Annotated in this window: 19 protein-coding genes and 1 pseudogene; 8 read left to right on the top strand and 12 right to left on the bottom strand. The window is 69.9% G+C overall.

Translation table 11 applies throughout. From position 1 onward, the window contains the following. Window positions 1-24 precede the first annotated feature (24 nt). The 5 genes from tkt to ACH41F_RS04905 all read right to left on the bottom strand — a co-directional run bounded on the left by tkt (window position 25) and on the right by ACH41F_RS04905 (window position 7,632). Window positions 25-2,235 (bottom strand): transketolase, encoded by a 2,211-nt coding sequence (gene tkt, locus ACH41F_RS04925; protein WP_398833017.1) that lies wholly within the window; start codon window positions 2,233-2,235, stop codon window positions 25-27. Window positions 2,236-2,583: 348 nt separating this feature from the next. Then, window positions 2,584-3,006 (bottom strand): anti-sigma factor antagonist, encoded by a 423-nt coding sequence (locus tag ACH41F_RS04920; protein ID WP_391237567.1) that lies wholly within the window; start codon window positions 3,004-3,006, stop codon window positions 2,584-2,586. Between the two features lie 82 nt (window positions 3,007-3,088). Then, complete coding sequence (locus ACH41F_RS04915; RefSeq protein WP_398833012.1) at window positions 3,089-5,524, bottom strand: SpoIIE family protein phosphatase; 2,436 nt, start codon at window positions 5,522-5,524, stop codon at window positions 3,089-3,091. Window positions 5,525-5,807: 283 nt separating this feature from the next. Next, window positions 5,808-6,545, bottom strand: a complete 738-nt coding sequence (locus ACH41F_RS04910; protein ID WP_398833011.1) for an ABC transporter permease — start codon at window positions 6,543-6,545, stop codon at window positions 5,808-5,810. Between the two features lie 58 nt (window positions 6,546-6,603). Further along, a complete protein-coding gene (locus ACH41F_RS04905; RefSeq protein ID WP_398833642.1) occupies window positions 6,604-7,632 on the bottom strand; it encodes an ABC transporter substrate-binding protein in 1,029 nt (342 codons plus the stop codon). Between the two features lie 271 nt (window positions 7,633-7,903). On the opposite strand from ACH41F_RS04905, the gene ACH41F_RS04900 reads away from it, so the two are divergent. Beyond that, complete coding sequence (locus tag ACH41F_RS04900) at window positions 7,904-8,689, top strand: ABC transporter ATP-binding protein (RefSeq protein WP_398833009.1); 786 nt, start codon at window positions 7,904-7,906, stop codon at window positions 8,687-8,689. Continuing rightward, window positions 8,686-9,630 (top strand): TIGR03560 family F420-dependent LLM class oxidoreductase, encoded by a 945-nt coding sequence (locus ACH41F_RS04895; RefSeq protein ID WP_391237555.1) that lies wholly within the window; start codon window positions 8,686-8,688, stop codon window positions 9,628-9,630. Before ACH41F_RS04900 ends, ACH41F_RS04895 begins: the two co-directional genes overlap by 4 nt. A gap of 88 nt (window positions 9,631-9,718) precedes the next feature. Here ACH41F_RS04895 and ACH41F_RS04890 read toward each other — a convergent pair whose 3' ends face one another. Then, window positions 9,719-10,645, bottom strand: a complete 927-nt coding sequence (locus ACH41F_RS04890) for a LysR family transcriptional regulator (RefSeq protein ID WP_398833006.1) — start codon at window positions 10,643-10,645, stop codon at window positions 9,719-9,721. Window positions 10,646-10,879: 234 nt separating this feature from the next. On the opposite strand from ACH41F_RS04890, the gene ACH41F_RS04885 reads away from it, so the two are divergent. Further along, on the top strand, window positions 10,880-11,845 hold the full coding sequence (locus tag ACH41F_RS04885; protein ID WP_398833003.1) for a hypothetical protein: 966 nt from the start codon (window positions 10,880-10,882) through the stop codon (window positions 11,843-11,845). 34 nt (window positions 11,846-11,879) lie between these two features. Next, entirely contained in the window at window positions 11,880-12,344 is a 465-nt protein-coding gene (locus tag ACH41F_RS04880; RefSeq protein WP_398833002.1) for a hypothetical protein, read from the top strand. A 318-nt stretch (window positions 12,345-12,662) separates the two neighbouring features. On the opposite strand, the gene ACH41F_RS04875 is transcribed toward ACH41F_RS04880, so the two are convergent. Together ACH41F_RS04875 and ACH41F_RS04870 are read right to left on the bottom strand one after the other, a co-directional pair. Beyond that, on the bottom strand, window positions 12,663-13,433 hold the full coding sequence (locus ACH41F_RS04875; protein ID WP_398833001.1) for an isocitrate lyase/phosphoenolpyruvate mutase family protein: 771 nt from the start codon (window positions 13,431-13,433) through the stop codon (window positions 12,663-12,665). Then, window positions 13,423-14,145 carry an SDR family NAD(P)-dependent oxidoreductase gene (locus ACH41F_RS04870; RefSeq protein WP_398832998.1) on the bottom strand — a complete coding sequence of 241 codons (723 nt, stop codon included), beginning with the start codon at window positions 14,143-14,145 and terminating at the stop codon, window positions 13,423-13,425. Before ACH41F_RS04870 ends, ACH41F_RS04875 begins: the two co-directional genes overlap by 11 nt. A gap of 104 nt (window positions 14,146-14,249) precedes the next feature. Here ACH41F_RS04870 and ACH41F_RS04865 point away from each other — a divergent pair, with 104 nt between their 5' ends. Further along, the gene (locus ACH41F_RS04865; protein ID WP_398832996.1) at window positions 14,250-15,227 is read left to right on the top strand and encodes a sigma-70 family RNA polymerase sigma factor; all 978 of its coding nucleotides are present in this window, start codon (window positions 14,250-14,252) and stop codon (window positions 15,225-15,227) included. 161 nt (window positions 15,228-15,388) lie between these two features. On the opposite strand, the gene ACH41F_RS04860 is transcribed toward ACH41F_RS04865, so the two are convergent. After that, window positions 15,389-15,697 carry a hypothetical protein gene (locus tag ACH41F_RS04860; protein WP_391237535.1) on the bottom strand — a complete coding sequence of 103 codons (309 nt, stop codon included), beginning with the start codon at window positions 15,695-15,697 and terminating at the stop codon, window positions 15,389-15,391. A 258-nt stretch (window positions 15,698-15,955) separates the two neighbouring features. Between ACH41F_RS04860 and ACH41F_RS04855 the strand changes: the two genes are divergently transcribed. Then, on the top strand, window positions 15,956-16,396 hold the full coding sequence (locus ACH41F_RS04855) for an SPW repeat protein (RefSeq protein WP_391237532.1): 441 nt from the start codon (window positions 15,956-15,958) through the stop codon (window positions 16,394-16,396). 499 nt (window positions 16,397-16,895) lie between these two features. On the opposite strand, the gene ACH41F_RS04850 is transcribed toward ACH41F_RS04855, so the two are convergent. The 3 genes and pseudogenes from ACH41F_RS04850 to ACH41F_RS04840 form a co-directional block, all read right to left on the bottom strand. Next, entirely contained in the window at window positions 16,896-17,252 is a 357-nt protein-coding gene (locus tag ACH41F_RS04850) for a hypothetical protein (RefSeq protein ID WP_398832993.1), read from the bottom strand. Window positions 17,253-17,301: 49 nt separating this feature from the next. After that, on the bottom strand, window positions 17,302-17,940 hold the full coding sequence (locus tag ACH41F_RS04845; protein WP_398833640.1) for a hypothetical protein: 639 nt from the start codon (window positions 17,938-17,940) through the stop codon (window positions 17,302-17,304). Then, window positions 17,937-18,185: pseudogene (locus tag ACH41F_RS04840) on the bottom strand (hypothetical protein); the annotation flags it as partial. The gene ACH41F_RS04845 and the pseudogene ACH41F_RS04840, both read right to left, overlap by 4 nt. A 731-nt stretch (window positions 18,186-18,916) precedes the next feature. Here ACH41F_RS04840 and ACH41F_RS04835 point away from each other — a divergent pair. Beyond that, window positions 18,917-20,116 (top strand): hypothetical protein, encoded by a 1,200-nt coding sequence (locus ACH41F_RS04835; protein WP_391237517.1) that lies wholly within the window; start codon window positions 18,917-18,919, stop codon window positions 20,114-20,116. Window positions 20,117-20,127: 11 nt separating this feature from the next. After that, window positions 20,128-20,718 (top strand): hemerythrin domain-containing protein, encoded by a 591-nt coding sequence (locus tag ACH41F_RS04830; RefSeq protein ID WP_391237515.1) that lies wholly within the window; start codon window positions 20,128-20,130, stop codon window positions 20,716-20,718. Window positions 20,719-20,842: the final 124 nt, after the last annotated feature.

Genomic DNA, 20,842 nt, shown 5'->3' with positions numbered 1-20,842 from the left:
CCGGGCAGGCCCCCTTTGCCGGAGTCAGGGGCGGTCGCCGGTGCCGCCGTCGGTGGGGGCGGAGGTGCGCTGGTGGCCGCCGGGACGTGGTGCCTGCCGGGTGTCGCGGACGCTGTCGTGGGCGGCTTCCGCGACGGCTTGCGGCGTGATGCCGAACTCGGCGTACAGGCGCTGGTAGTCGGCGGAGGCGCCGTAGTGCTCCAGGCTCACGATCCGTCCGGCGTCGCCGACCACCTCGCGCCAGCCCTGTCCGACCGCGGCCTCGACGCTGACACGCGCGCGCACGGTCGGCGGCAGCACCTCGTCCTGGTAGGCCGGGGACTGGGCGGCGAACCACTCGCGGCACGGCATCGACACCACCCGCACCCCGAGACCGTCGGCCGCCAGCAGTTCGCGGGCCTCCAGGGCGATCTGGACCTCGGAACCTGTCGCGATCAGGATGACGTCCGGCGCGGCGCCGTCCGCCGTGTCGACCAGGACGTATGCGCCTCGGGCCGCGCCTTGAGCGGGGGCGTACGCTCCGCTGTCGCGGTCGAGGACGGGCAGGTTCTGCCGGGTCAGGATCAGGCCTGCGGGCCGGTCCCGGTGTTCCAGGACGGTTCGCCAGCAGGCAGCGGTCTCGTTCGCGTCGGCGGGGCGCACCACGTCCAGACCGGGGATGGCGCGCAGGGCCGCCAGGTGTTCCACGGGTTGGTGGGTGGGGCCGTCCTCGCCCAGTCCGATGGAGTCGTGGGTCCAGACGTAGATGGCGGGCAGTTCCATCAGCGCGGCCAGGCGTACGGCGGGGCGCATGTAGTCGGAGAAGGTCAGGAAGGTGCCGCCGTAGGGGCGGGTCAGGCTCTGCAGCGCGATGCCGTTGAGGATGGCGCCCATCGCGTGCTCGCGGATGCCGAAGTGCAGGGTGCGGCCGTACGGGCCGCCCTTCCACTCCTTGGTCTGCCGGTCGGAGGGGAGGAAGGAGGGCTCGCCGTCCATGGTGGTGTTGTTGCTCTCGGCGAGGTCCGCCGAGCCGCCCCACAGCTCCGGCAGTACCGGCGCCAGTGCGCTGAGGACCTGGCCGGACGCCTTGCGGGTGGCCATGCCCTTCGCGTCGGCCGGGAACGTGGGCAGCGCGTCGGCCCAGCCGTCGGGCAGTTCCTGCGCCTGGAGCCGGTCGAGCAGCGTGGCGCGGTCCGGGTTCGCCTCCCGCCAGGCCGTGAAGCGGCGCTCCCACTCGGTGTGGGCTTCGCGGCCCCGTTCGGTGACGGCGCGGGCCCGGCGCAGGACGTCGTCCTCCACGGTGAAGGTGTGGGCCGGGTCGAAGCCCAGCACCTGCTTGGTGGCGGCGACCTCGTCGTCGCCCAGCGCCGAGCCGTGCGCCTTTCCGGTGTTCTGCTTGTTCGGCGCGGGCCAGCCGATCAGGGTGCGCAGCATGATCAGTGACGGGCGGTCGGTCTGGCGCTTGGCCTCCTCGACGGCGGCCAGCACCGCGTCGACGTCCTCGACGTAGGAGCCGGTGCGGGTCCAGTCCACGGTCTGCACGTGCCAGCCGTAGGCGGCGTACCGGGCGGGGACGTCCTCGCTGAAGGAGACGTCGGTGTCGTCCTCGATGGAGATGTGGTTGGAGTCGTAGAAGGTGATCAGGTTGCCCAGTTCCTGGTGGCCGGCCAGTGAGGCGGCCTCGGAGGTGACGCCCTCCATCATGTCGCCGTCCGAGGCGATCACGTAGACATGGTGGTCGAACGGGCTGGCCCCCGGCGCGGCGTCGGGGTCGAGCAGCCCGCGCTCGCGGCGGGCGGCCATCGCCATGCCCACGGCGCTCGCCAGACCCTGGCCCAGCGGGCCGGTGGTGATCTCCACGCCGCGGGTGTGGCGGTACTCCGGGTGGCCGGGGGTGGCCGAGTCCCAGGTCCGGTACGCCTCCAGGTCGGAGAGTTGCAGCCCGTATCCGGAGAGGTAGAGCTGGATGTACAAGGTCAGGCTGGAGTGTCCGCAGGACAGGACGAACCGGTCGCGCCCCAGCCACTGGTCGTCGTTCGGGTCGTGCCGCATGACGTTCTGGAACAGCAGGTACGCGAGCGGGGCCAGGCTCATCGCCGTCCCGGGGTGGCCGTTGCCCACCTTCTGGACCGCGTCGGCCGCCAGCAGGCGCGCGGTGTCCACCGCGCGCACGTCCACCGCGTCCCATCCGGCGCGCTCCGCCACCGGCAGGGGTACCGACCTGTTCCGCTGGATGCTCGATTCCTTGCTTGTCATGCAGTTACTCCTGACACATCGATTCAGCCGGACTTCGGATCCTGTGCCCGGCTCTGCGCGGATGACGCTGGCCGGCCACGGCGCGAACGAGAGAAGGCCCGCCTGGCGCGGTGCGCCTGGGGCGGGCCTGGTAGTACGAGGGGGAAGAGTTTTCCTCTGCCCCCGGTGGCCGCACTCCGGTGGGTTGCTGCCTGAAATTCGGCGTGCTTCTTCCGAGTACCCACAGCAAGGGGGGCAAACAGGACTCGTGCTGCGGGCTTTCTGGCTCTGACCAGCTGTGGGGCAGGGCTGTCCGGGCCCGTCCCTTGTTCCTCCGCGGTGCGGGCATCGGACAGGATCGAGGGTGGGTCAGTCTTCGCGGAGCACGTCCTTGACCGTCTCGTGCAGTGGCAGGACGGTCGTGAGACGGGTGAGTTCGAGGATGCGTCTGACTTCCGGTTGGGCACCGGTCAGCGCGAATCGGTGCCCGGCGTCGGACCGCCGGCGGTGGATGTCGACGAAGGCTCCCAGCGCGCTGGAGTCGCAGAAGTCCACGTGGGCGAGGTCCAGGATCAGCAACGGGACGTTCTGCATCTCCGTGGTGGTGAGATGCCCGAGCAGCTGCGGGGCGGTGTGGTAGTCGATGGGGCCGTCCACGGCGACGATCGCGTGACGTGGGCCGCGGTGCGATGTGAGGGTCAGCGTCGGGCCGGTGGGGAGCAGGCTGTTGGCGTCGACCGGTGGTGAGGTGCCGGTGGGCTGGTGCGCCTCGGGGCCGGGGGAGGAGGTCATCGGGGGCGGCTCTCCTGTGTCCGGGGCGAACGGGTGGGCTGATGGTCCTGATGGCGGTCGAGGAGCCGACCGGGGTGCGTCTTCATGAGGTCTTGACCTCCGCCCACACGACCTTTCCTCCGTCGATGGGGCGGGTGCCCCATCGTGTCGCGATGGCGTCGATGAGGAATATGCCCCGGTGCCCGAACTCCCCAGGCTGGGAAACGATGAGCCGGGGCTCCTCACGACTGCTGTCCGTCACCTCCAGGACGACACGTTCACCGGCTCGCCGCAGCTCGACGCGCAACGGTGTCCTGGCGTGGCGGACGGCGTTGGCGACCATCTCGTCCGCGATCAGCATCATGTCGTTCGCCAGATGCCGCAGGCCCCACTCGCGCATGACCTTGGAGACCAGGTCGCGGGCGTCGGGGACGGCGCTGGAGACCGGGGCGTAGTCACGCGCGACCGCCACCACCTGGTGCGCGGCGTCCTCGGGCCGATGCAGGTACAGCATGGCGATGTCGTCGTCGTGCTGACCGCCGGCCAGGGCGTCCAGCCAGGAGTCGCAGTCCGCCTCGATCTCGCCGACGGGTCCAGCCAGCAGCTCCCGCAGGTGCCGCAGCCCGTCGTCTATGGGTCGGCCACGGCGTTCGACCAGGCCGTCGGTGTACAGCAGCAGCCTCGAACCGGGCGGCACAGCGACCGTCTGTTCCGCGTAGCGCCGCCTGCCCACTCCCAGCGGCGGCCCGACCGCCCCGTCCAGGAACGTCACCCTGCCTGCCGGGTCGCGCCAGGCGGGCGGCAGGTGCCCGGCGACGGCAGCGCGCAACTGGTCCCGGCGCGGGTCGAGCACCGCGTACACGCAGGTGGCGATGGAGCCGGGAGCGATGTCGTCCACCAGGACGCTCAGTTGTTCCAGCACGTCGGCGGGGGCGAGACCGAGCTGTGCGTAGGCCCGGCAGGCCGTGCGGATCTGGCCCATGACCGCTGCCGCCCTAACGCCCTTGCCCATCACGTCACCGACGACCAGCGCGACCTCACCGTCCGGGAGAGGTACGAGGTCCACCCAGTCACCGCCGGCGCCGCGGTCCCGGGCGGCGGGCAGGTAGCGTGACGTGACGGCGATCCCGTCGACGTGGGGGAGTGTCGGCAGCAGGTGGCGTTGCAGCTCTGCGGCCGCTTCCCGCTCCTGGCGGTAGGACTGCGCGTTCTGCAGCGCCACGGCGGTCTGCGCTGCGAGGCCGGTGACCAGGCGTTCGTGCCGCTCCGTGAAGATCCCCCGCTCGGGATGGCCGAAGAAGAACCCGCCGAGCACCGTGCCCCGGGACATCACCGGCACGGCCAGGTAGCTGCGTACCGGCAGGTGGCCTTCGGGCATGCCGTGGTGGGGCGCGTTGTGGCCGTAGCGCGGATCGGCGGTGATGTCCTCGGATCGCACCACGCCGAGGCCCCGGAAGGTCTGCTCGAACACCTGTGTGTTGCGCGGCATGGGGAACTTGTCGAAGGCGGACCGGTCGACACCGGAGATCACGTAGAGGAGATACGACTCCCCGGTCTCGCCCAGGACGTTGTAGAAGAAGGCGCCGAACGCCGCTCCGGCCAGGCGGGTGGCGGCGTCGACCGCGTGCTGGACCAGCGCGTCGAGGTCGAGTTCCGCCGCCAGGACACTGCCGACCTCCTGCAACAGCTCGACGATCACCGCTTCCTCGCGCAGCTCCCGCTCCCGCTGCTCCAGCTCCTGCTGAGAGCGGCGCAGGTCCGTCGTGGCGGAGCGCAGCTCGGCCACGACCGTTTGCAGGTGGGCGGCCCGCTGCCCCACCAGCGCCTCCGTGCTTTCCAGGAGGGCGCGCGCCGCGTCCGCCTCCTCGGCGGGCGACGGCCGGCGGGCGGACAGCAGCGCCAGGCGCGTGCCGGCGGTCACGGTGCGGAAAAGCGTGGCGACCTCAGCGGGCAGCGGAACACGGGAGAACAGCACCACCGCGAACGCGTCGCCCGGGGACAGGGTCCCGCCGAACGCCAGGACGGAACGGACGTCCTGCCCCGGGAGGAGTTCTTCCAGCCCGTCCACGTGGCCGGACAGGTGCACGACCTCGACGTCGTCTGTCGGCGTCCCGGCGCCACCCGCGTCCCCGGTCGTGACTCCCAGGCGTTCGAGCAGCCGGTGCACCCACGGTGTCTCCCCGGCCCCTGCGGACGAGGGCAGCGCCACGCGCAGCGGACCGGCGCTCCGGGCATCGGGCCAGTGGACGTCCGTGCCACGGAATCCGGCCAAGGTCAGAGGCCGCGCGTGCTCAACGGGGGCTTTTGCGGCTGCGGGTGGCTCGGAGGCGGCGTTCCGCGGCTCCGCGAGGAAGACGCCCACGGCTGGACAGGCCCGTCCGGCATCGCTGTCGACCAGGCTGTCGTAGAAGAAGTCGGCGACCGACTGCGCCGCCGCGTCCGGTGAGGGCGTACCACTGACGGCCTGCCGCAGCAGGGCATTGCATCGGGCCGTTTCGCTCAGCTCGAAAGCCGACAGGTCGAAGCGGGCGTCCTGCACGCTGTGTCACACCTCGAATTACTGAAGAGGGGGTAGTCCATGGATGACAGCAGGACCATGGAGGTCAAAGATTATCCCCCGATTCTGGTTCGTCACCATCCGTGCTTCGATCTCGTACCCCGGCTGACCGTGTGGATGCGGTGGAGGCCGAGTTCAGTGGTGCAGCGCGGTGGGGGAGTACTCGACAGTGGGGTAGAAGGTGAACACCTGATCGAGGCCCACGGTCTGGAAGACGCGGGCGAGGCGGAGTTCTACGCCCGGGACCGCGTCGAAGTCCCGTATGTCACTCCTGCCAGGTCGTGTCCCTGACCCAAGGCAGTGCGAACCGTTCCAGCACCACCAGGGCGAAGTAGAGAAGGATGCTCATCAACCCGATCAGGATGATCGCGGCCCAGGCGGTGGCGGTGTCGCCCACCCCTCCGGCTTGCACTATCAGATAGCCCAGCCCCACCTCACCGGCCTGGAACTCGCCGATGACCGCACCGATCGCGGCGAGCGGCATGGCCACCTTCAACCCGACGAAGATCTGCGGCAGCGCGGCGGGAAACCGTACCTTTCGGAATGCCTGCCAGCGAGAGGCGTCCAGCGAGCGCGCCAACTCGGCCAGGTCCGCCGGGGTGGAGGTCAGGCCGGTCGCGGTGGACAGCACGATCGGGAAGAAGCAGAGCAGGAAGACCATGGTCAGGACCGGCTTCTGCCCCCATCCGAGCGCCCCCACCAACAGGGGCCCGAGCGCGATCTTCGGAACCGCGTTGACGGCGACCAGCAGCGGCGTGAACATGCGCTCCAGCACCCGCGAGGCGGCCAGCGACAGTCCGATCAGAACCCCGCAGACGCTGGACAGAACGAACCCGACCACCGTCTCCACCGTGGTGTCGCCGGTGTGTTCCAGGAACCGGGCCGGGGTCGCGGTGAACGCCGAGAGCACGGCACCCGGCGGAGGCAGTACCGCCGGGTGGATCACCTCCAGCGCCGACGTGAGAAGCCACCACACGCCGAGCGCGACAAGCAGCCCGGCCACCGGCAGCAGTACGAGGCCGACACCCGTCCCGCGACGTGGACCGACGCGTGGCACGGGGTCAGGCCTTCGGCACCAGGCCGAAGTCGATGATCTGCTCAGGGGCCATCCCCTTCGGCAGCGCGCCCGCGTCCTCCAGAATCTTGATGCTCCTCGCCACCCGCCCGGAGTCCAGCGTTCCGAGCGCCGTGCCGGAACCGTCCTTCGGGGTGACGTACGCGGCCATCAACTCCAACTCGGCTGCCGCGGCGGCCGGATTGGTGGTGTCCACGTTCCGCTTCAGGATCTCGGAGGCTTCCTTCGAGTGGGCCAGGCTGTATTCCAGACCCTTGAGCAGCGCGGCCGTGAACCGCCGCACCATCTCCGGGTCCTGCTCGGCGATCTTCTTCGACGTGATCAGCACGTTCCCGTACAGGTCGGGGATCACGTCGCTGTACGGCAGCAGCACGGCCTTCTTCTTCGTCACCGCCTCGATCGTCGGCTTGCCCACCACGAACTGGCCGATCCCGTCCACCGAACCGCCGGCGAGCGTGCCCATCAGGGTCTGCGCCTCGCCGTTGACCCAGGTCACCTTGTCGGCGTCCACGCCGGCCAGCCGGGCGTACGTCGGGAAGAGGTTGCGTACGACAGAGCCGGGCGTGTCGGCGAGCCGTTTGCCCTCGAGATCCTTCGGTGTGGCGATGCCGTTGCCCTCGGTGGTGGCGATCGCGGCCATGGTGCGCTGCTGGATGGCGGCCACCGCGACGAAGTCCTTCGCCTGACCGTTGCCCATGTGCAGCAGACCTCCCGTCAGGTCGATCGGGCCGAACTGCGCCTGGCCGCTCACGACGGCCGGGATCACACCGCCGGTGCCCTGCCCCGGCCTGATCCTCACCTCGAAGCCGGCCTCTTCGAAGAACCCCTTGTCCTTCGCGACCCAGGCGTACGCGTCCCGGCCGAAGCTGCCGAAGGAGGTCAGGTAGGTCACCTTCTTCAGCGCCTTGCCGTCGTCACCGGCGTCCGCGTCGGAATCCGAGCCGCCGCAGCCCGCCATCAGCGCCAGCGCGGTGGTCAGGGCTGCCGCGGTGACCGTACGGGCGAACCGGAGCATGCGCACAGTGGTGTCCTTTCCGGCCGCCGAACGCGCCGGCGGAGGGGCGTCGAGACGGACGAGACGGAACGGCGGCACGGAGCTGCCGAGGGCATGACACGTGGTGCAGGCAACAGCCTACGAGGGATGGGTAGTTGTGGGCCAGGTGTCCGTCATTCGGGCATGCATCGACCGGACGGCAGGTACCGCCGATCGGCCTGCTGCGGGTAGCCTGATCAGGCGACAGGACCCAGCCGGCACGACGATGGCCCGTGGATGGGGAGACCGCCGGATGATCAGACTCACCGGTGTGTCCCGGAGCTTCACCAGCCGGTCCGGCTCGACCGCGGCGCTTCAGGACATCGGCCTTCACGTCGCCGAGAGCGAGTTCGTGGCGGTGGTGGGCCGGTCCGGGTGCGGCAAGTCCACGCTGCTCCGGCTGATCGCCGGTCTCCTGCCGGTCACCGAGGGCGAGATCACCATCGGCGGCGAGCGAGTCACCGGAACCCGGCGCGATGTCGCCATGCTGTTCCAGCGGCCGGCCCTGCTGCCCTGGCGGTCCGTCCTCGACAACGTCCTGCTGCCCGTGGAGATCTTCGGCTGGGACAAGGCCAAGCACCGCGAGCGGGCATACCGGTTGCTGGAGACGGCCGGACTGAACGGCTTCGAGAAGCACCGGCCGCACGAACTGTCCGGCGGTATGCAGCAGCGTGTCGCGCTGTGCCGGTCGCTCATGGGCGAGCCACGGGTGCTGCTCATGGACGAGCCGTTCTCCGCACTCGACGCACTGACCCGCGCGGATCTCGCCGTGGAGCTGCAACGCATCCACCTGGAGAATTCCTCCACCGTCGTCTTCGTCACCCATTCGATAGACGAGGCCGTGCTGCTCGCCGACCGGGTGGTGGTGCTCACCCCGCGCCCGGGCCGGATCCGCAAGATCGTCGACATCGCCATACCCCGGCCGAGGACGCTGGGCCGAACCGAGCACCTGGGTGAAGTGGCCCGGTGCAGCGCCGATCTGCACGAACTGCTGATGGAACGGGACCTGTCCGGGACGGCCGAAACGGAGCGGCGATGAGCCTGCGGATCTGCGTCTTCACCGAGCCGCACCGCGGCGCCGACTACGAGGATCAGCGGCGCTTCGCACAACTCGTCGAGGCCGCCGGATTCGAGGGTTTCTTCCGGGCCGACCACTATCAGACGATGGGTGCGGACCCCGGCCTGCCCGGCCCCACCGACGCCTGGCTCACGCTCGGCGCGCTCGCCCGGGAAACCTCCCGGATCCGGCTGGGCACCCTGGTCACCTCGGCCACCTTCCGGCTGCCGGGACCGCTCGCCGTGATGGTGGCGCAGGTGGACCGGATGAGCGGGGGGCGGGTCGAACTGGGCCTCGGCGCGGGCTGGTACGAACGGGAGCACACCTCGTACGGCATCCCGTTCCCGCCCGCCCCGGAGCGCTTCGATCGGCTGGAGGAGCAACTCCAGGTGATCACCGGCCTGTGGCGGACACCGGTCGGCCAGGGCTTCAGCTATCGCGGCGACCACTACCAGCTCGTCGACGCGCCCGCCCTCCCGAAGCCTGTGCAGGTGCCGGGGCCGCCCATCATCGTGGGCGGCCGCGGACCCAAGCGCACCCCGGAGTTGGCGGCCCGGTACGCCGATGAGTTCAACATGCCGTTCAAGTCGGTGGCCGAGACCGCCCGGGCGTACCGACGGGTTGCCGAAGCGTGCGATCGGACCGGTCGGGTCGGCGCCGGCCGGCCACCACTGGTGCTGTCGGCCGGTGTCGTGGCGGCCATCGGTCGTACGGACGCTGAAGTGCGCCGGAGGGCCGCCCCGCTCCACGCCAAGAGCGCGTTGCCGCCGGAGGACGCGGTGGTCGGATCCCCGGCCCAACTCGTCGATCGGCTCGGTGAGTTCGCCGCGATCGGCGCGACCCGTATCCATCTGCGGCTGATCGATTTCGATGACCTGGACCATCTGGAACTCATCGCCGGTGAGGTGCTCCCGCAGGTGTAGAGCGGGAAAGCCGTGGGACGGTGCCGTGGCGAGGTGGCAAGGGTTCTTCCGGGGGAGCCAGGCGGCCCGCGGGGGTCAAGCGCGGTGTCTACTGGCCGGACTCAGCCTCTGAGGTGACGTGTCGCGCAGCCTGGCGCACAGCTCTGATCACGGGTTCGGAACGTCTTTGCCGTAGCCAGGCGAGAGCGGATGTCGAGGGCGGGAGGTCAACGACCGTGCTGTATCGGATATTTGGGCGTGGGAAGTAATCGCGGGCGGCCGCCGGCAGAAAGTACATGGCCTCTCCGGTAGCCACCGTGTGCATCAGGGATTCCATGTCGGTGGCCACGGGGCCATATCGAACGTCACTGCCGTCAGGGCGTGGGTCAACCGCCCAGAAATCCCGCCACGGCCGCGGAATCTGCTCGGGCATGCCGACCACCGGGATGCCGGCGAGCTGGGCCAGGGTGAGCTGGGGAAGGGCTGCCAATGGGTGGTCGGCGGGGAGGCAGGCCACGCGCGGTTCGGTGGCCAGGTGGTGCAGCTCTATGTCGTCCGTCACCGGAGGACGGAGGAAAACCACGTCGGCCTCCTGATGTGCCAGCGCCGCCATGTGATCGGCGAAGCTGAGGTTCATCAGATGCAGGGTCAGTTGAGGGTGGCGATCTCTGAGCAAGCCCAGCACGGCGCGGGTGTGCGCCATTGAGGCCTCGGCACCGATGGCTCCCACTATGAGTCGGCCGGAGATCTGTCGCCGCTGTGCAGCGGCGACACGCTTCAGTCGATCGACGGCTTCGACCGCGGCACGGGCTTCAGGAAGCAGGGCTCTCCCTTCCTCGGTCAGGGCGAGCGTCCGACTCGTGCGTTCGAGCACACGCACCCCCAGGCGCTTCTCCAGCTCTCTGATCTGCTGACTGAGCGCCGGCTGAGTGATGAACAGGCGCGCAGCGGCGTTTCCGAAGTGAAGCTCCTCGCACAGTGTGAGGTAGAGCCGAAGCTGATGGATGCTCGGTTCCCTTGCCAGGGACGCTCCCATTACCGTGAACCCTTTCGCCGGTTCGACTTGCGACCATAACTACTTCTTTATCGATCAGCACACATAACGCCCCCCCGGCTTCGGTGACATGACTGAGTCGACCATGTGATAGTCAAACCGCGGGGATGGCACTCCTTCAGTTGAAGGACGGTTGTCGAAGCGCGGCTGATTCCCGCAGCCAAGCGAATGTCCCCCGATTGACCCGGGGATGGGTGACACAGGGGGCCACCACGAATGTCCGCGCAACTTCGCCTGTACAAAGCGCATTTCCGCGCATCCCGGAAAGCCGACGGCAACAGCGACGCAACCTGCCGCATCCGACGTTCCGGCCGAACGGCCTTCCTCGCCGCGCTCCTGGCCGCGGCACTCGCGTGCATGACGGCCTGCGAATCTGCCGGCTCGCAGACAGCTCAGGCGCGGCAGGAATCGCCGCGACTCCTCACCGTCGAGGAACGAGAGGTCCTGGCCCAGGCGGAGAAGATTCTCACGCGTGACTGCATGAAAAGGGAGGGGTTCTCTTTCTGGGTCACCCCGGAAATTCCCGAGCCTCTGGAGCGCCTGTTCCCGTACGTCATCGACGACAAGGAGTGGGCCGCCGCGAATGGTTACGGCCGCGGCATCCGAGAACGCCGGGAGGCGTTGGCTCGCAGCGACCCCAACCGCCGCTATTTCGACCGGCTTTCCGCCGACCGCAAAGCGGCAGCGATCACGGCACTCAACGGGCCGACCTCGGAAGGGCTGGAGGCCGACGTCCCCGGGATGGGCAGGATCCGGCACAGCGACAAAGGATGCGTCTCCTACGCCCAGCGTGAGCTCTACACCGACCTGCGTGCCTGGTACCGGGCCAAGAAGGTCACCGACGCTCTTGACCGAACGGCCCGGGTGGCGGTCGTAGGCGATCCCAAACTTCTTCCCGCAACCCGCCAGTGGGCCGCCTGCATGCATGAACGGGGCCTCCCCTACGACATGCCTCAGAAGACACGCGAACGCTTCGCGCTCCGCCCCGAGGCCGGTGAGTTCGCCACGGCTCAGGCCGAAGCCGCCTGCGCGCGATCGACGGGCCTTGCCGCAACGCTCCGAGAGCTGAGCCGTGCACATCGCCAGCGGATGGACTCGCGCCATCCCACTGAGGTGAAGAACCGCGCCTTGCTCGAGTACAAGGCGCTCAGCCGTGCCCGCGACATCGTCCGCCGCGGCTGATCAACCCGACAGCAGACAACGAGAGGTACAGGACATGAGCAAGCTCGCTTCACTCGCCGGGGTGGTCGCCCTGACGGCCGTCGCACTCACCGCTCCCACGGCTCAGGCCGCTGAACCGACACCGGCGAAGGCCCGCGCGCTCACCGCGGCCGCGGCAGACGGCAAGCTCCACGCCTGGACGGAGCCCTACCGAGGCGGCGCCCACTGCGCCTGGAGCGGAGCCAACCGCAACTGGGACTATCCGGGCCCTGGGTGCCAGCCGATGCGTAACCTCGCTTCCTCGGTGGAGAACCGGGGATACGCCGGCGGCTACGACGACGTCGACCTGTATTACAACGAGGACCAGAGCGGTCCGTACGCCTGTCTCGGCAACGGCGACATGTGGTTGGACCTGTCGCTCGGACGCGAAGTCTTCAGCCACGGCTGGCCGTGGTGGGAGGGTTATGGCAAGTCCGTGGACAACAACATCGCCTCCCATAGCTGGACGGACAGCTGCTGATCGGTCAGTCGAGCTACGGAGGGCCCTCAGGGCCCTCCGTAGCCCTGTGCACCCGCCGGGCCGTCGTGGCGGACCGGCGGTCTGGCGGAGCACCCTGCACGCGATCATCTTCACCTCTGCAGAAAGGGCACTGATCGGCTTCGTCGTGGGTCACGCCTGCAACCGCTTCGCAGCCGAACCGAGCACGAGCGTAGTGACGAACGGCGTCCACCGGTCCTGACACATGTCTGGGTGGAACCTTGCTTCAAGCGCCCAATGCCCCCAGCAGGTCACGCCGCGCAACCACGACAAGATGGTGCGCGGCGTGACCGTGACCCGTCAGGTCGGCAGTTCCTCACGGACCGCGGCCTCCAGACGGCTCAGGGCCTGGCGGTAGAACCGCGGCCCGTAGGAAACCCGTGCCACGCCCAGCTCGCGGAGCTTGGCCAGGCTCAGTACTCCGGGCCTGGTGTTGCCGTTGACCGGTCCGGGCAGCTCGGCGACCAGAGTGGCGATGGCCCGCTCGTCGCCGACGCCGATCGGGTAGACGCAGTCGGCCCCGGCTGCCAGGTAGCGGCGACCTCGGCGGATCGCTTCCTCGACCCGGTCGTCCTCGGGCACACCGGACGTCGCCAGGAAGACGTCGACACGGGCATTGATCACGATTGGAATCCCGGCGTCCTCCGCGGCGGACCGGACGGCCGCCAGCCGCTCGGCCTGCGCATCGGCGTCGACGAGTCCTCCCGCGCGGTGGTCGGTGTCCTCCAGGTTGCAGCCGACTGCGCCGATGTCCAGCAGCCGGTCGACGAACTCCCGCGGCGGCAGGCCGTATCCGGCCTCGGCGTCCACGGTGACGGGAACCTCCACCGCACGGGCGATCCGTCCGGCCAGGGCGAACATCTCCGGCCACGGCGCGCCTTCGCCGTCCGGGTAGCCGAGCATCGCTGCGAACGCGGCGCTGCTGGTGGCGATCGCCGGGAACCCGGCGTCAGTGATGATCTTTGCGCTGGCCGCGTCCCACGCGTTCGGCAGCACGAGCATCTCGTCGGCGTGATGCAGTGCGCGCAACTGCCCGGCATACGCCTTCAAGTCCTTGTTCTCAAGTGGCATTGTCGCTCCCCAGCAGTGCCATGTTCTGGCGTTCGAGTGCCTTGACCGGGCCGTTGCGCCAGCCCTCGGCCAGCGCTGCCGAGATCGCGTCGGGGAAGATTTCGTCCTCGCCGTTCTCGACGCCGTCGACGATGGCTCGCGCAACGTCGGCCGGCGAGGTCTTCGGGATGTCCCAGTCGCGGATCATGTCCGTGTCCACGGGCCCGGGAAGCACGGCGTGCACGGCCACGCCCTGCCGTGCCAAGAGGGCTCGCAGCGACTGGGACAGGGAGAACGCCGCCGCCTTGGAGATCGCGTACGACGGGGTGATCGGCACCGTGGCGAGCGACGCGAGCGACAGCACGTTGACGATCGCGCCCCGCGAGCGGACCAGCAATGGCTGGAAGGCCCGGGTCACGGCGTAGGTGCCGAAGAGGTTGACGGCGAGATGCTGTTCGAGCGCGGAAACCTCGCTCAAGTCGTCGATCAGCGCCATCCCGGCGTTGTTGATCAGTACGTCGAGCTCGGTCACGCTCTTGGCGGCTGCCTGCACCTGCGCCGCGTCGGTCACGTCGAGGGTGACGGGCGTGACCCTGGGGTCCGGATACGGCACGGGCCGGCGTGCGGCGGAGTACACGCGCCTTGCGCCGCGCCGCAGGGTCTCCTCCACCAGCGCCTGGCCGATGCCGCGATTGGCGCCGGTCACGAGAACCGTTTTGTCGGTGATAGTCATGCCACTACTGACACGGCCCCCTCTGAAAACTGGGCGCTGCGACGGCGACCAGTTCCGCCGACGGTCGGTGTCAGTACGGGGGAGGACGCAGACGGAGGTGTCGGATGGAACTGCTCGATCGGGCCCGCAGCGGCGACCGGGACGCGTTCAGTGCCCTGGTCGAGCCGCACCGCGGCGAACTGCGCGCGCACTGCTATCGCATGCTCGGTTCGTTGCAGGACGCGGAGGACGCGTTGCAGGAGACTCTGCTGTCGGCCTGGCTCGGTCTCGACGGCTTCGAGGGGCGGTCGTCGGTGCGCACCTGGCTCTACCGCATCGCCACCAACCGGTGCCTCAACCACCTGCGCTCGGCGAACCGGCAGCCGGTCACGATTCCCGAGTCGGTACCGCTGCCGGAGCCGAGTCGCCTGGGCGAGGTGAGCTGGCTACAGCCCTATCCCGACATGCTGCTGGCGGAACGCCCCGACCAGGCGCCCGGCCCCGAGGCCCGGTACGAATCCCGCGAGGCGATCTCGCTCGCATTCGTCACTGCCGTGCAACTGCTGCCGCCGAACCAGCGCGCGGTGCTGCTGCTGCGCGATGTGCTCGGCTACCGCGCCGGCGAGGCCGCCGAGCTGCTAGGGCTCACCGAGGACGCCGTCACCAGCGCCCTCAAACGCGCTCGCTCCAGGATGAACTCGCCGCGAACGGCACCGCCCGCACCCGGCGGGCCGGAGGAGCGTGAACTGCTGGACCGGTTCGTCGCCGCCTTCACCGAACTGGACGTCGACGCCCTCATCGCGCTGATGACCGACGACATCTGGGTGCGCATGCCACCGCTGCCGTTCGAGTACCGCGGAAGCGAGGCCGTGCACCGCTTCTTCAGCGTGATCCGCACCCTGCTGGGACGGATCGACCGGCTGGTGCCCGTACGCGCGAACGGCCAGCCCGCCTGGGGCGAGTACACGCGTGACCGGGTCACGGGCGTCCTCCGGCTCGCGGGCGTCGTGGTGATCGGCCTCGCCGGCGACCGGATCTGCGAGTTCACCCGGTTCGAGACGTCGGTCGCGCCGTACTTCGGACTTCCTCGGACACTGAATTAGCTGGTGTCGCGGCGCCATTCCCTTGGCGCCCACACCGTTGCTGTTGTGGAGCGCCGTTGGGGAAACCGGTGGGCCGGTGTGGGCGTCTGACCCTGTTCCGGACCCGTCCTCCGGTGCCCTCGGACCAGCCCGCCGACCGCTCCGGGAAGCGGTCCGCGCCCTCACGGCCGCGGGTTGACGCGGTGCCACCTCGGGCGAGCGTCGGTACCACGGCGTCCGGCGACGGAGGCGCAGCGCGGGCACAGGCGCTGTACCCGGTCCGCGGCTCCGCCCGACTCCGGGAAGGTGTCCAGCCAGGGGACGTGTGGGAACCGGATCAGCCGGGAGCGGTTGAGGGACAGCCCGCAGACGGTCTGGTTCATGCCTTGCTCCCAGGCGTGGACCTCACCGGCGGGCAGTCGGCGCCGCCCCTCCTCCTCGTCGGTCCACTGTCCGGAGGCGGCGACGGTGTAGCGCTTGACTCGTCCCATGGCGCGCCGGGTACCCCGCGGCCGACGCCTGGAAGCCTGCGCGGCCGACATCGTGAGGCCACCTCCGCGCCCGCCCCGGAACGCGCCGCACCCGCCCCGGAACGCGCCGCACCCGCCCCCCACGAAGCGCGGGACAGCCGGGACGGAACGCAGCCGAGACGGGTTCGACCGCCGGACAACAGGGGTACTCGTGGAACTCCACAAATCGGTCGAAACTTCCCGGAGGTGATGGGAGTGACAACCACGCCCAGGTCGTCGATGGAAACCCATCCCGACATCGTCGCCATGCGCAACCGTCACGAGATGGCGGAGCGTGCCACCAGTACGCCGAGGGCCCAGGCCATCGAGGCGATGGCCTTCCTCACCGGCGTGTACCTGGCGGCGTCCCCGTGGATCGCGGGGTTCAACAACCTGACCGTCCTGGCAGTCAACAATCTCATCGTCGGCATCGCGTATGCGTTGCTGATGAGCGGCGGCTTCGGCCGCGCCTACGAGCGCACACACAGCATGGCGTGGGCGGCCTGCGCGCTGGGCGCGTGGACCATCATCGCGCCCTGGGCCGTCTCCGGTGACGTCAGCACCACCAGGACCATCTGGAACAACGTCATCGTCGGGGTCATCGGCCTGCTCCTGGGTCTCGCGGCCAGTGCCGTGGCGGCCGAGAAGCGCTCTTCCCGGGGCGGGGCGCCCGCCCGGTAAGGTCGGCGCACCGAGGCGAGCCACGTAAGGCCCCGCGTGCCGCTCGCCTGTCGGCGGACACTGTTGGCAAATACAGGGCCTGCGTGACGATGGCTTGCACGACCCCGTTGGGGTGGTGCAAGCCATCGTCGTCCCAGGGGCGGGTTGGTCGTTCCCATGGAGTGAAGGCGGTGATTCAGGAGGAGACCGTGCGGGTGGCGCGTGCGGAGTGCGGTGCTCCTGGAGGGGTGTCTGGTGACGCCACGCCCCGGCCGTGAGCCGCACGGGGGTTCCCTCGGCCCCGGGGGTGCGGACCGCGCCCACGCCCCGTACTCGGTCCGGTTCAGCCGTCCCGGGAACCTTGCCGGCGACCGACGCGGGAGCCCCGGTAGGCGGCGCGGCGGGTCCCCGTGGCCAGGGCCCGGGTCAGGCTCGCCGGGTCGCCGTGCACCGGTGCGCGGTCGGAGCGGCGGGGAAAGGCGGCGAGCACTGCTCGACGCCGCGATGCAGACCGGGTGGATCACGGCGTGGCCGCGGCCCCCCGGTGTACGGAGCGCCAGGGGCGCGGGTACGTCGGCCGGATCCGTCCCTTGGGCACGTAGAGCAGGTCGATGGCCAGCAGGGTCAGGGCGGTACCCAGACCGATGCGGCGGGCGTGCGCCGACCCGTGCGGGTCCTCGGCCGCGGCGAGTTGGGCGAGGCCGGCGGAGACCAGCAGCCCGCCTGTCGTCCTCTGGAGCCACACGTCGGTCTTCGGGCCGAAGACCCACTCGAAGCTGCGCAGGTGCACCAGTGGCCACAGCCCGCCCACGACGTTGAAGGCGCCCTGCGCCACCGTCAGCACGTCCGCCGGTTCCGGTGTTCTCCTGCTTCCCATGACACCGTCCCTCCGTCAGGCGGACCGGGTACCCGCACGCCGGATCTCCTCACGCCGGGGCCGGTGCCACCGTCGTGGTGACCCGGGTGAGGGCGGGGGAGCGCGGCACCGAACCGAAACCGAACCGCACGGGAGGATCGACCGGTGCCAGTCCGCCGAGGTCACGGCCCTCGAACACGGCCGACGCCGCGCGGATCGGCCACAGGTCCCGGGCGCCGTACCACTCCCGGCGGCCGGAGCCCGCGCTGCCACGGGTCCGTACACCGGGCATCAGGACCCGGGCGGGTAGGTCCGTCAGCACGCTCCACGCCGGACGACCGGCGAGCCCGCCGGGGACGGCACGCAGCAGAAACCCCAGAGCCCCCCGGCGGCCCGTGCTGAAGCGCAGGGCCAGGGTGCCGGCGGTGACCGTCCAGGTGCCGTCGGCGACGCCGACCTGGACCGGGACGACCCGCACAGTGTCGAAGACGTAGGTGCCGCTGACGAAGTCCGCCGTCTCCGGAGTGGGCGCCAGCAGCAGCCGCTCCCCGTCGGCGCGCTCCAGCATCACGTCGCTGAAGGACCCGAACGGCGAGCGCGGCCAGTGGCCCACGACGACACGTGTGCCGGAGGTGGTACCCACGCCCGCGATCCACCCGTCGAACCGCAGCCGCGGGCCCTGCCCGGCCCCGCTGAGAGTCCTGCTCATCGGCTCGCTCCTGCTCGACGGCATCGGACGGATCGGGTTCCCGGGGCGGACGACCAGGCGGGGTAGGAAGCCCCGCCGCCCCGGCGGGCACCGCTGTAGGAGACGCCGCCGCCGTCCCCGGAGACGCTCAGCGTGCCCAGACTGTACGGGCCGCCGATGGTGCGCGCCGCCAGCATCAGCGGACAGGCCACCTCGATGGACAGGAACCACAGTCCGTCCCGCCCGTTCCGGTGGCGGATGTAGGTCCGCGGGTTGGTCTCCGCGAACGTCGGGAGCCCGGGTAGGGGCTGCCGGAACCCCGTGCGGAACCCCGTGCGGGCGCACGTCCGCCATCACGAAGGGCGTCAGCCCCACCCAGGCAGCGCCCTCGTACGCGTCCACGGTCAGCTCCGCGGGCAGCAGCGCCTGCACCGCCTCCGGGGGGAAGGCCCAGTGCACGAACGTCTGCGTCGACCAGCCCGCCCGCAACGCCGGCCAGGGCACGCGCTGTTCCGCTCCGTACGCCACCACAGGGGACAAGTCCCCCGGTGGCGTACGGGAAAACGGGGGGCGCCGAGTGGGGGACCCGGGACCGCGGGCGACGTGCCCACGCGGTCCCGCCAGCCTGCAGGGAGACCGCGCCCACCAGGAGCGCCGCCTGTTGCACGGGAGTGCGGATTCTCCGACTACGGGGATGCGTCGTCATGGCAGACGTGCCTTCCTTCCGGCAACTGGGATCACTTGCGCGCGGCGAACCCGTCGAGCACCGGCTTCCTGCGCGGTGTCGCGACCTCGCGGGCCCTTCGTACGGTGCCGCCGATCGGGTGGCCGTCGCCGAGCGGCCCGGCGGGGGAGACCGGAACCGCTCCCCGGGCTGTCAAGGATGACTGCGGCTCAGGACGGACGCGGGTGTCACCCCGGCACCCGTCACTTCCGACGAGTGATCTTCTTCTCGTGGGGGACCTGCGATCCACCATCGACTGCCCAGGAGGCACAGATGACCTTCAATCCCCTGGAACAGCGCGGTATCCCGCTGGATCGTCAGCTCAGGAACTGGCGCGAGCTGAACGTCACGCCCATCGACCCCGACCACGGTGACCCGTACACCCGCTGCCGTGTCATCACGATGAACGGCATCGAGGTCGAGGCGATCATGTTCAGCCATCAACTGTCACGCAACACCGTCGACCCGGACGTCAAGCGGCAGCTGGCGGAGGTCCGCTACATCGAGCACCAGCAGCAGAAGGTTGTGAACTGGCTGCTGCCCGGCGTCTCGTCGGTGCTGGAGACGACCATCGCCTACGAGCAGGTGGCCGTCGACCTCACCGCCTGGATCGCCCGGATGGAGCCGGATCCCTACCTGAAGCAGGCGTACGAGTTCGGTGTGCTGGAGGACTTCGACCACCTGTACCGGTACGCGAACCTGTACGAGATGATCGAGCACCGCAAGGCGGAGGCGATCGTCGAGGGCCTGACCGAGGTGATGCCGGGCCGGCCGACGAAGTTCCACCACCGTCACCCGGCCGACAACGTCCGTGACGCGTACGACAAGGACACGACGGACCCGCTGTCGAAGCTGCACGCGCTGACCATCATGTCGGCGGAGCAGCAGACCATGAACTTCTACATGAACGTCGGCCCCCAGTACATGGAGCCGATCGCCCGCCAGCTCTACCAGGAGATCGGGCTCATCGAGGAAGAGCACGTCACGCACTACGAGTCGCTGGTCGACCCGGGCGAGACGTGGTGGGAGCAGCTCGTCAACCACGAGTACAACGAGTGCTACCTGTACTACTCCTTCATGGAGCAGGAGAGCCACCCGAAGGTGAAGGCCATCTGGGAGCTGCACCTGAACATGGAGCTGGAGCACCTGCACATCGCCTGCGACCTGATGCGCCGGCACGACGGACGCGACCCGGAGTCCGTCCTCGCGCCGCAACTGCCGAACGTCCTCACCTTCGAGCCGAACAAGGCGTACCTGCGGGAACTGCTCGACACACAGATCGACCTGACGACGCTCGGCGCCGGATACGTGCGGGACGCGCACGAGCGGTTCGAGACGATGCAGGAGCAGATCCACGGCGGTGAGGAGCCGCCCAGCGAGCGCGTGATCACGCAGCACGAGGAGATGTTCGGCCGCGAGTACCGCATCGAGACCGAGGGCGAACACCCCGACCCCGCCCTGCGGGAGAAGTGAGGAGACCAGCGATGGCTGAAACACGCACGCCGCACGCCGGCGACGACGCCGCTCCCGACGCCGACGTGGTGGGCCTGCTCATGCGGCAGCACGGGGACATCCGCAATCTCTTCGACGAGGTCGAGGCCTGCCAGGGCGACGCCCGGCAGGAGGCGTTCCGCCGACTGGTGCGGCTCCTCGCCGTCCACGAGACAGCGGAGGAGGAGATCGTGCACCCCTTCGTCCGCCGCACCGTCGAAGGCGGTGAAGAGGTCGTGGACGCCCGGCTCGCGGAGGAGCGGTCGGCCAAGGAGAGGCTGAGCGCTCTCGACGACATGGACGCGGGCGACCCGAAATTCATGCCCCAGCTGCTGGCCCTGCGCACCGAGGTGCAGGCACACGCCCGCGCTGAGGAACGCTACGAGTTCATCCACATCCGGCGCAGCGCCGACGCCGGGACGCTTGCCACCCTGGCCAAGGGCGTGAAGGCGGCTGAGGCCATGGCGCCGACCCGCCCGCACCCGGGCGTGGAGTCCGCCGCGGCCAACTTGGCCCTGGGCCCCGTCGCCGCGCTGATGGACCGCACCCGGGACGCCGTACGGAAGGCCATGGGCCACGGCTGACCCTCATCTGCGGTCACCGGCGCCCGGGCCCGGCGGCGCACCATCACGCACAGCCCGTCGCCCCGGCTGCGGGTGAAGTGCCGGGTCCGCGGCAACATCCCGGCAGCCGCGGCGGTGACCAGCG

Source organism: Streptomyces sp. NPDC020489, from assembly GCF_044386545.1.
In the GTDB taxonomy this organism is placed as follows: domain Bacteria; phylum Actinomycetota; class Actinomycetes; order Streptomycetales; family Streptomycetaceae; genus Streptomyces.
The sequence above is the reverse complement of the archived record's forward strand: the minus strand, read 5'-3'. Positions and strand labels throughout refer to the sequence as shown.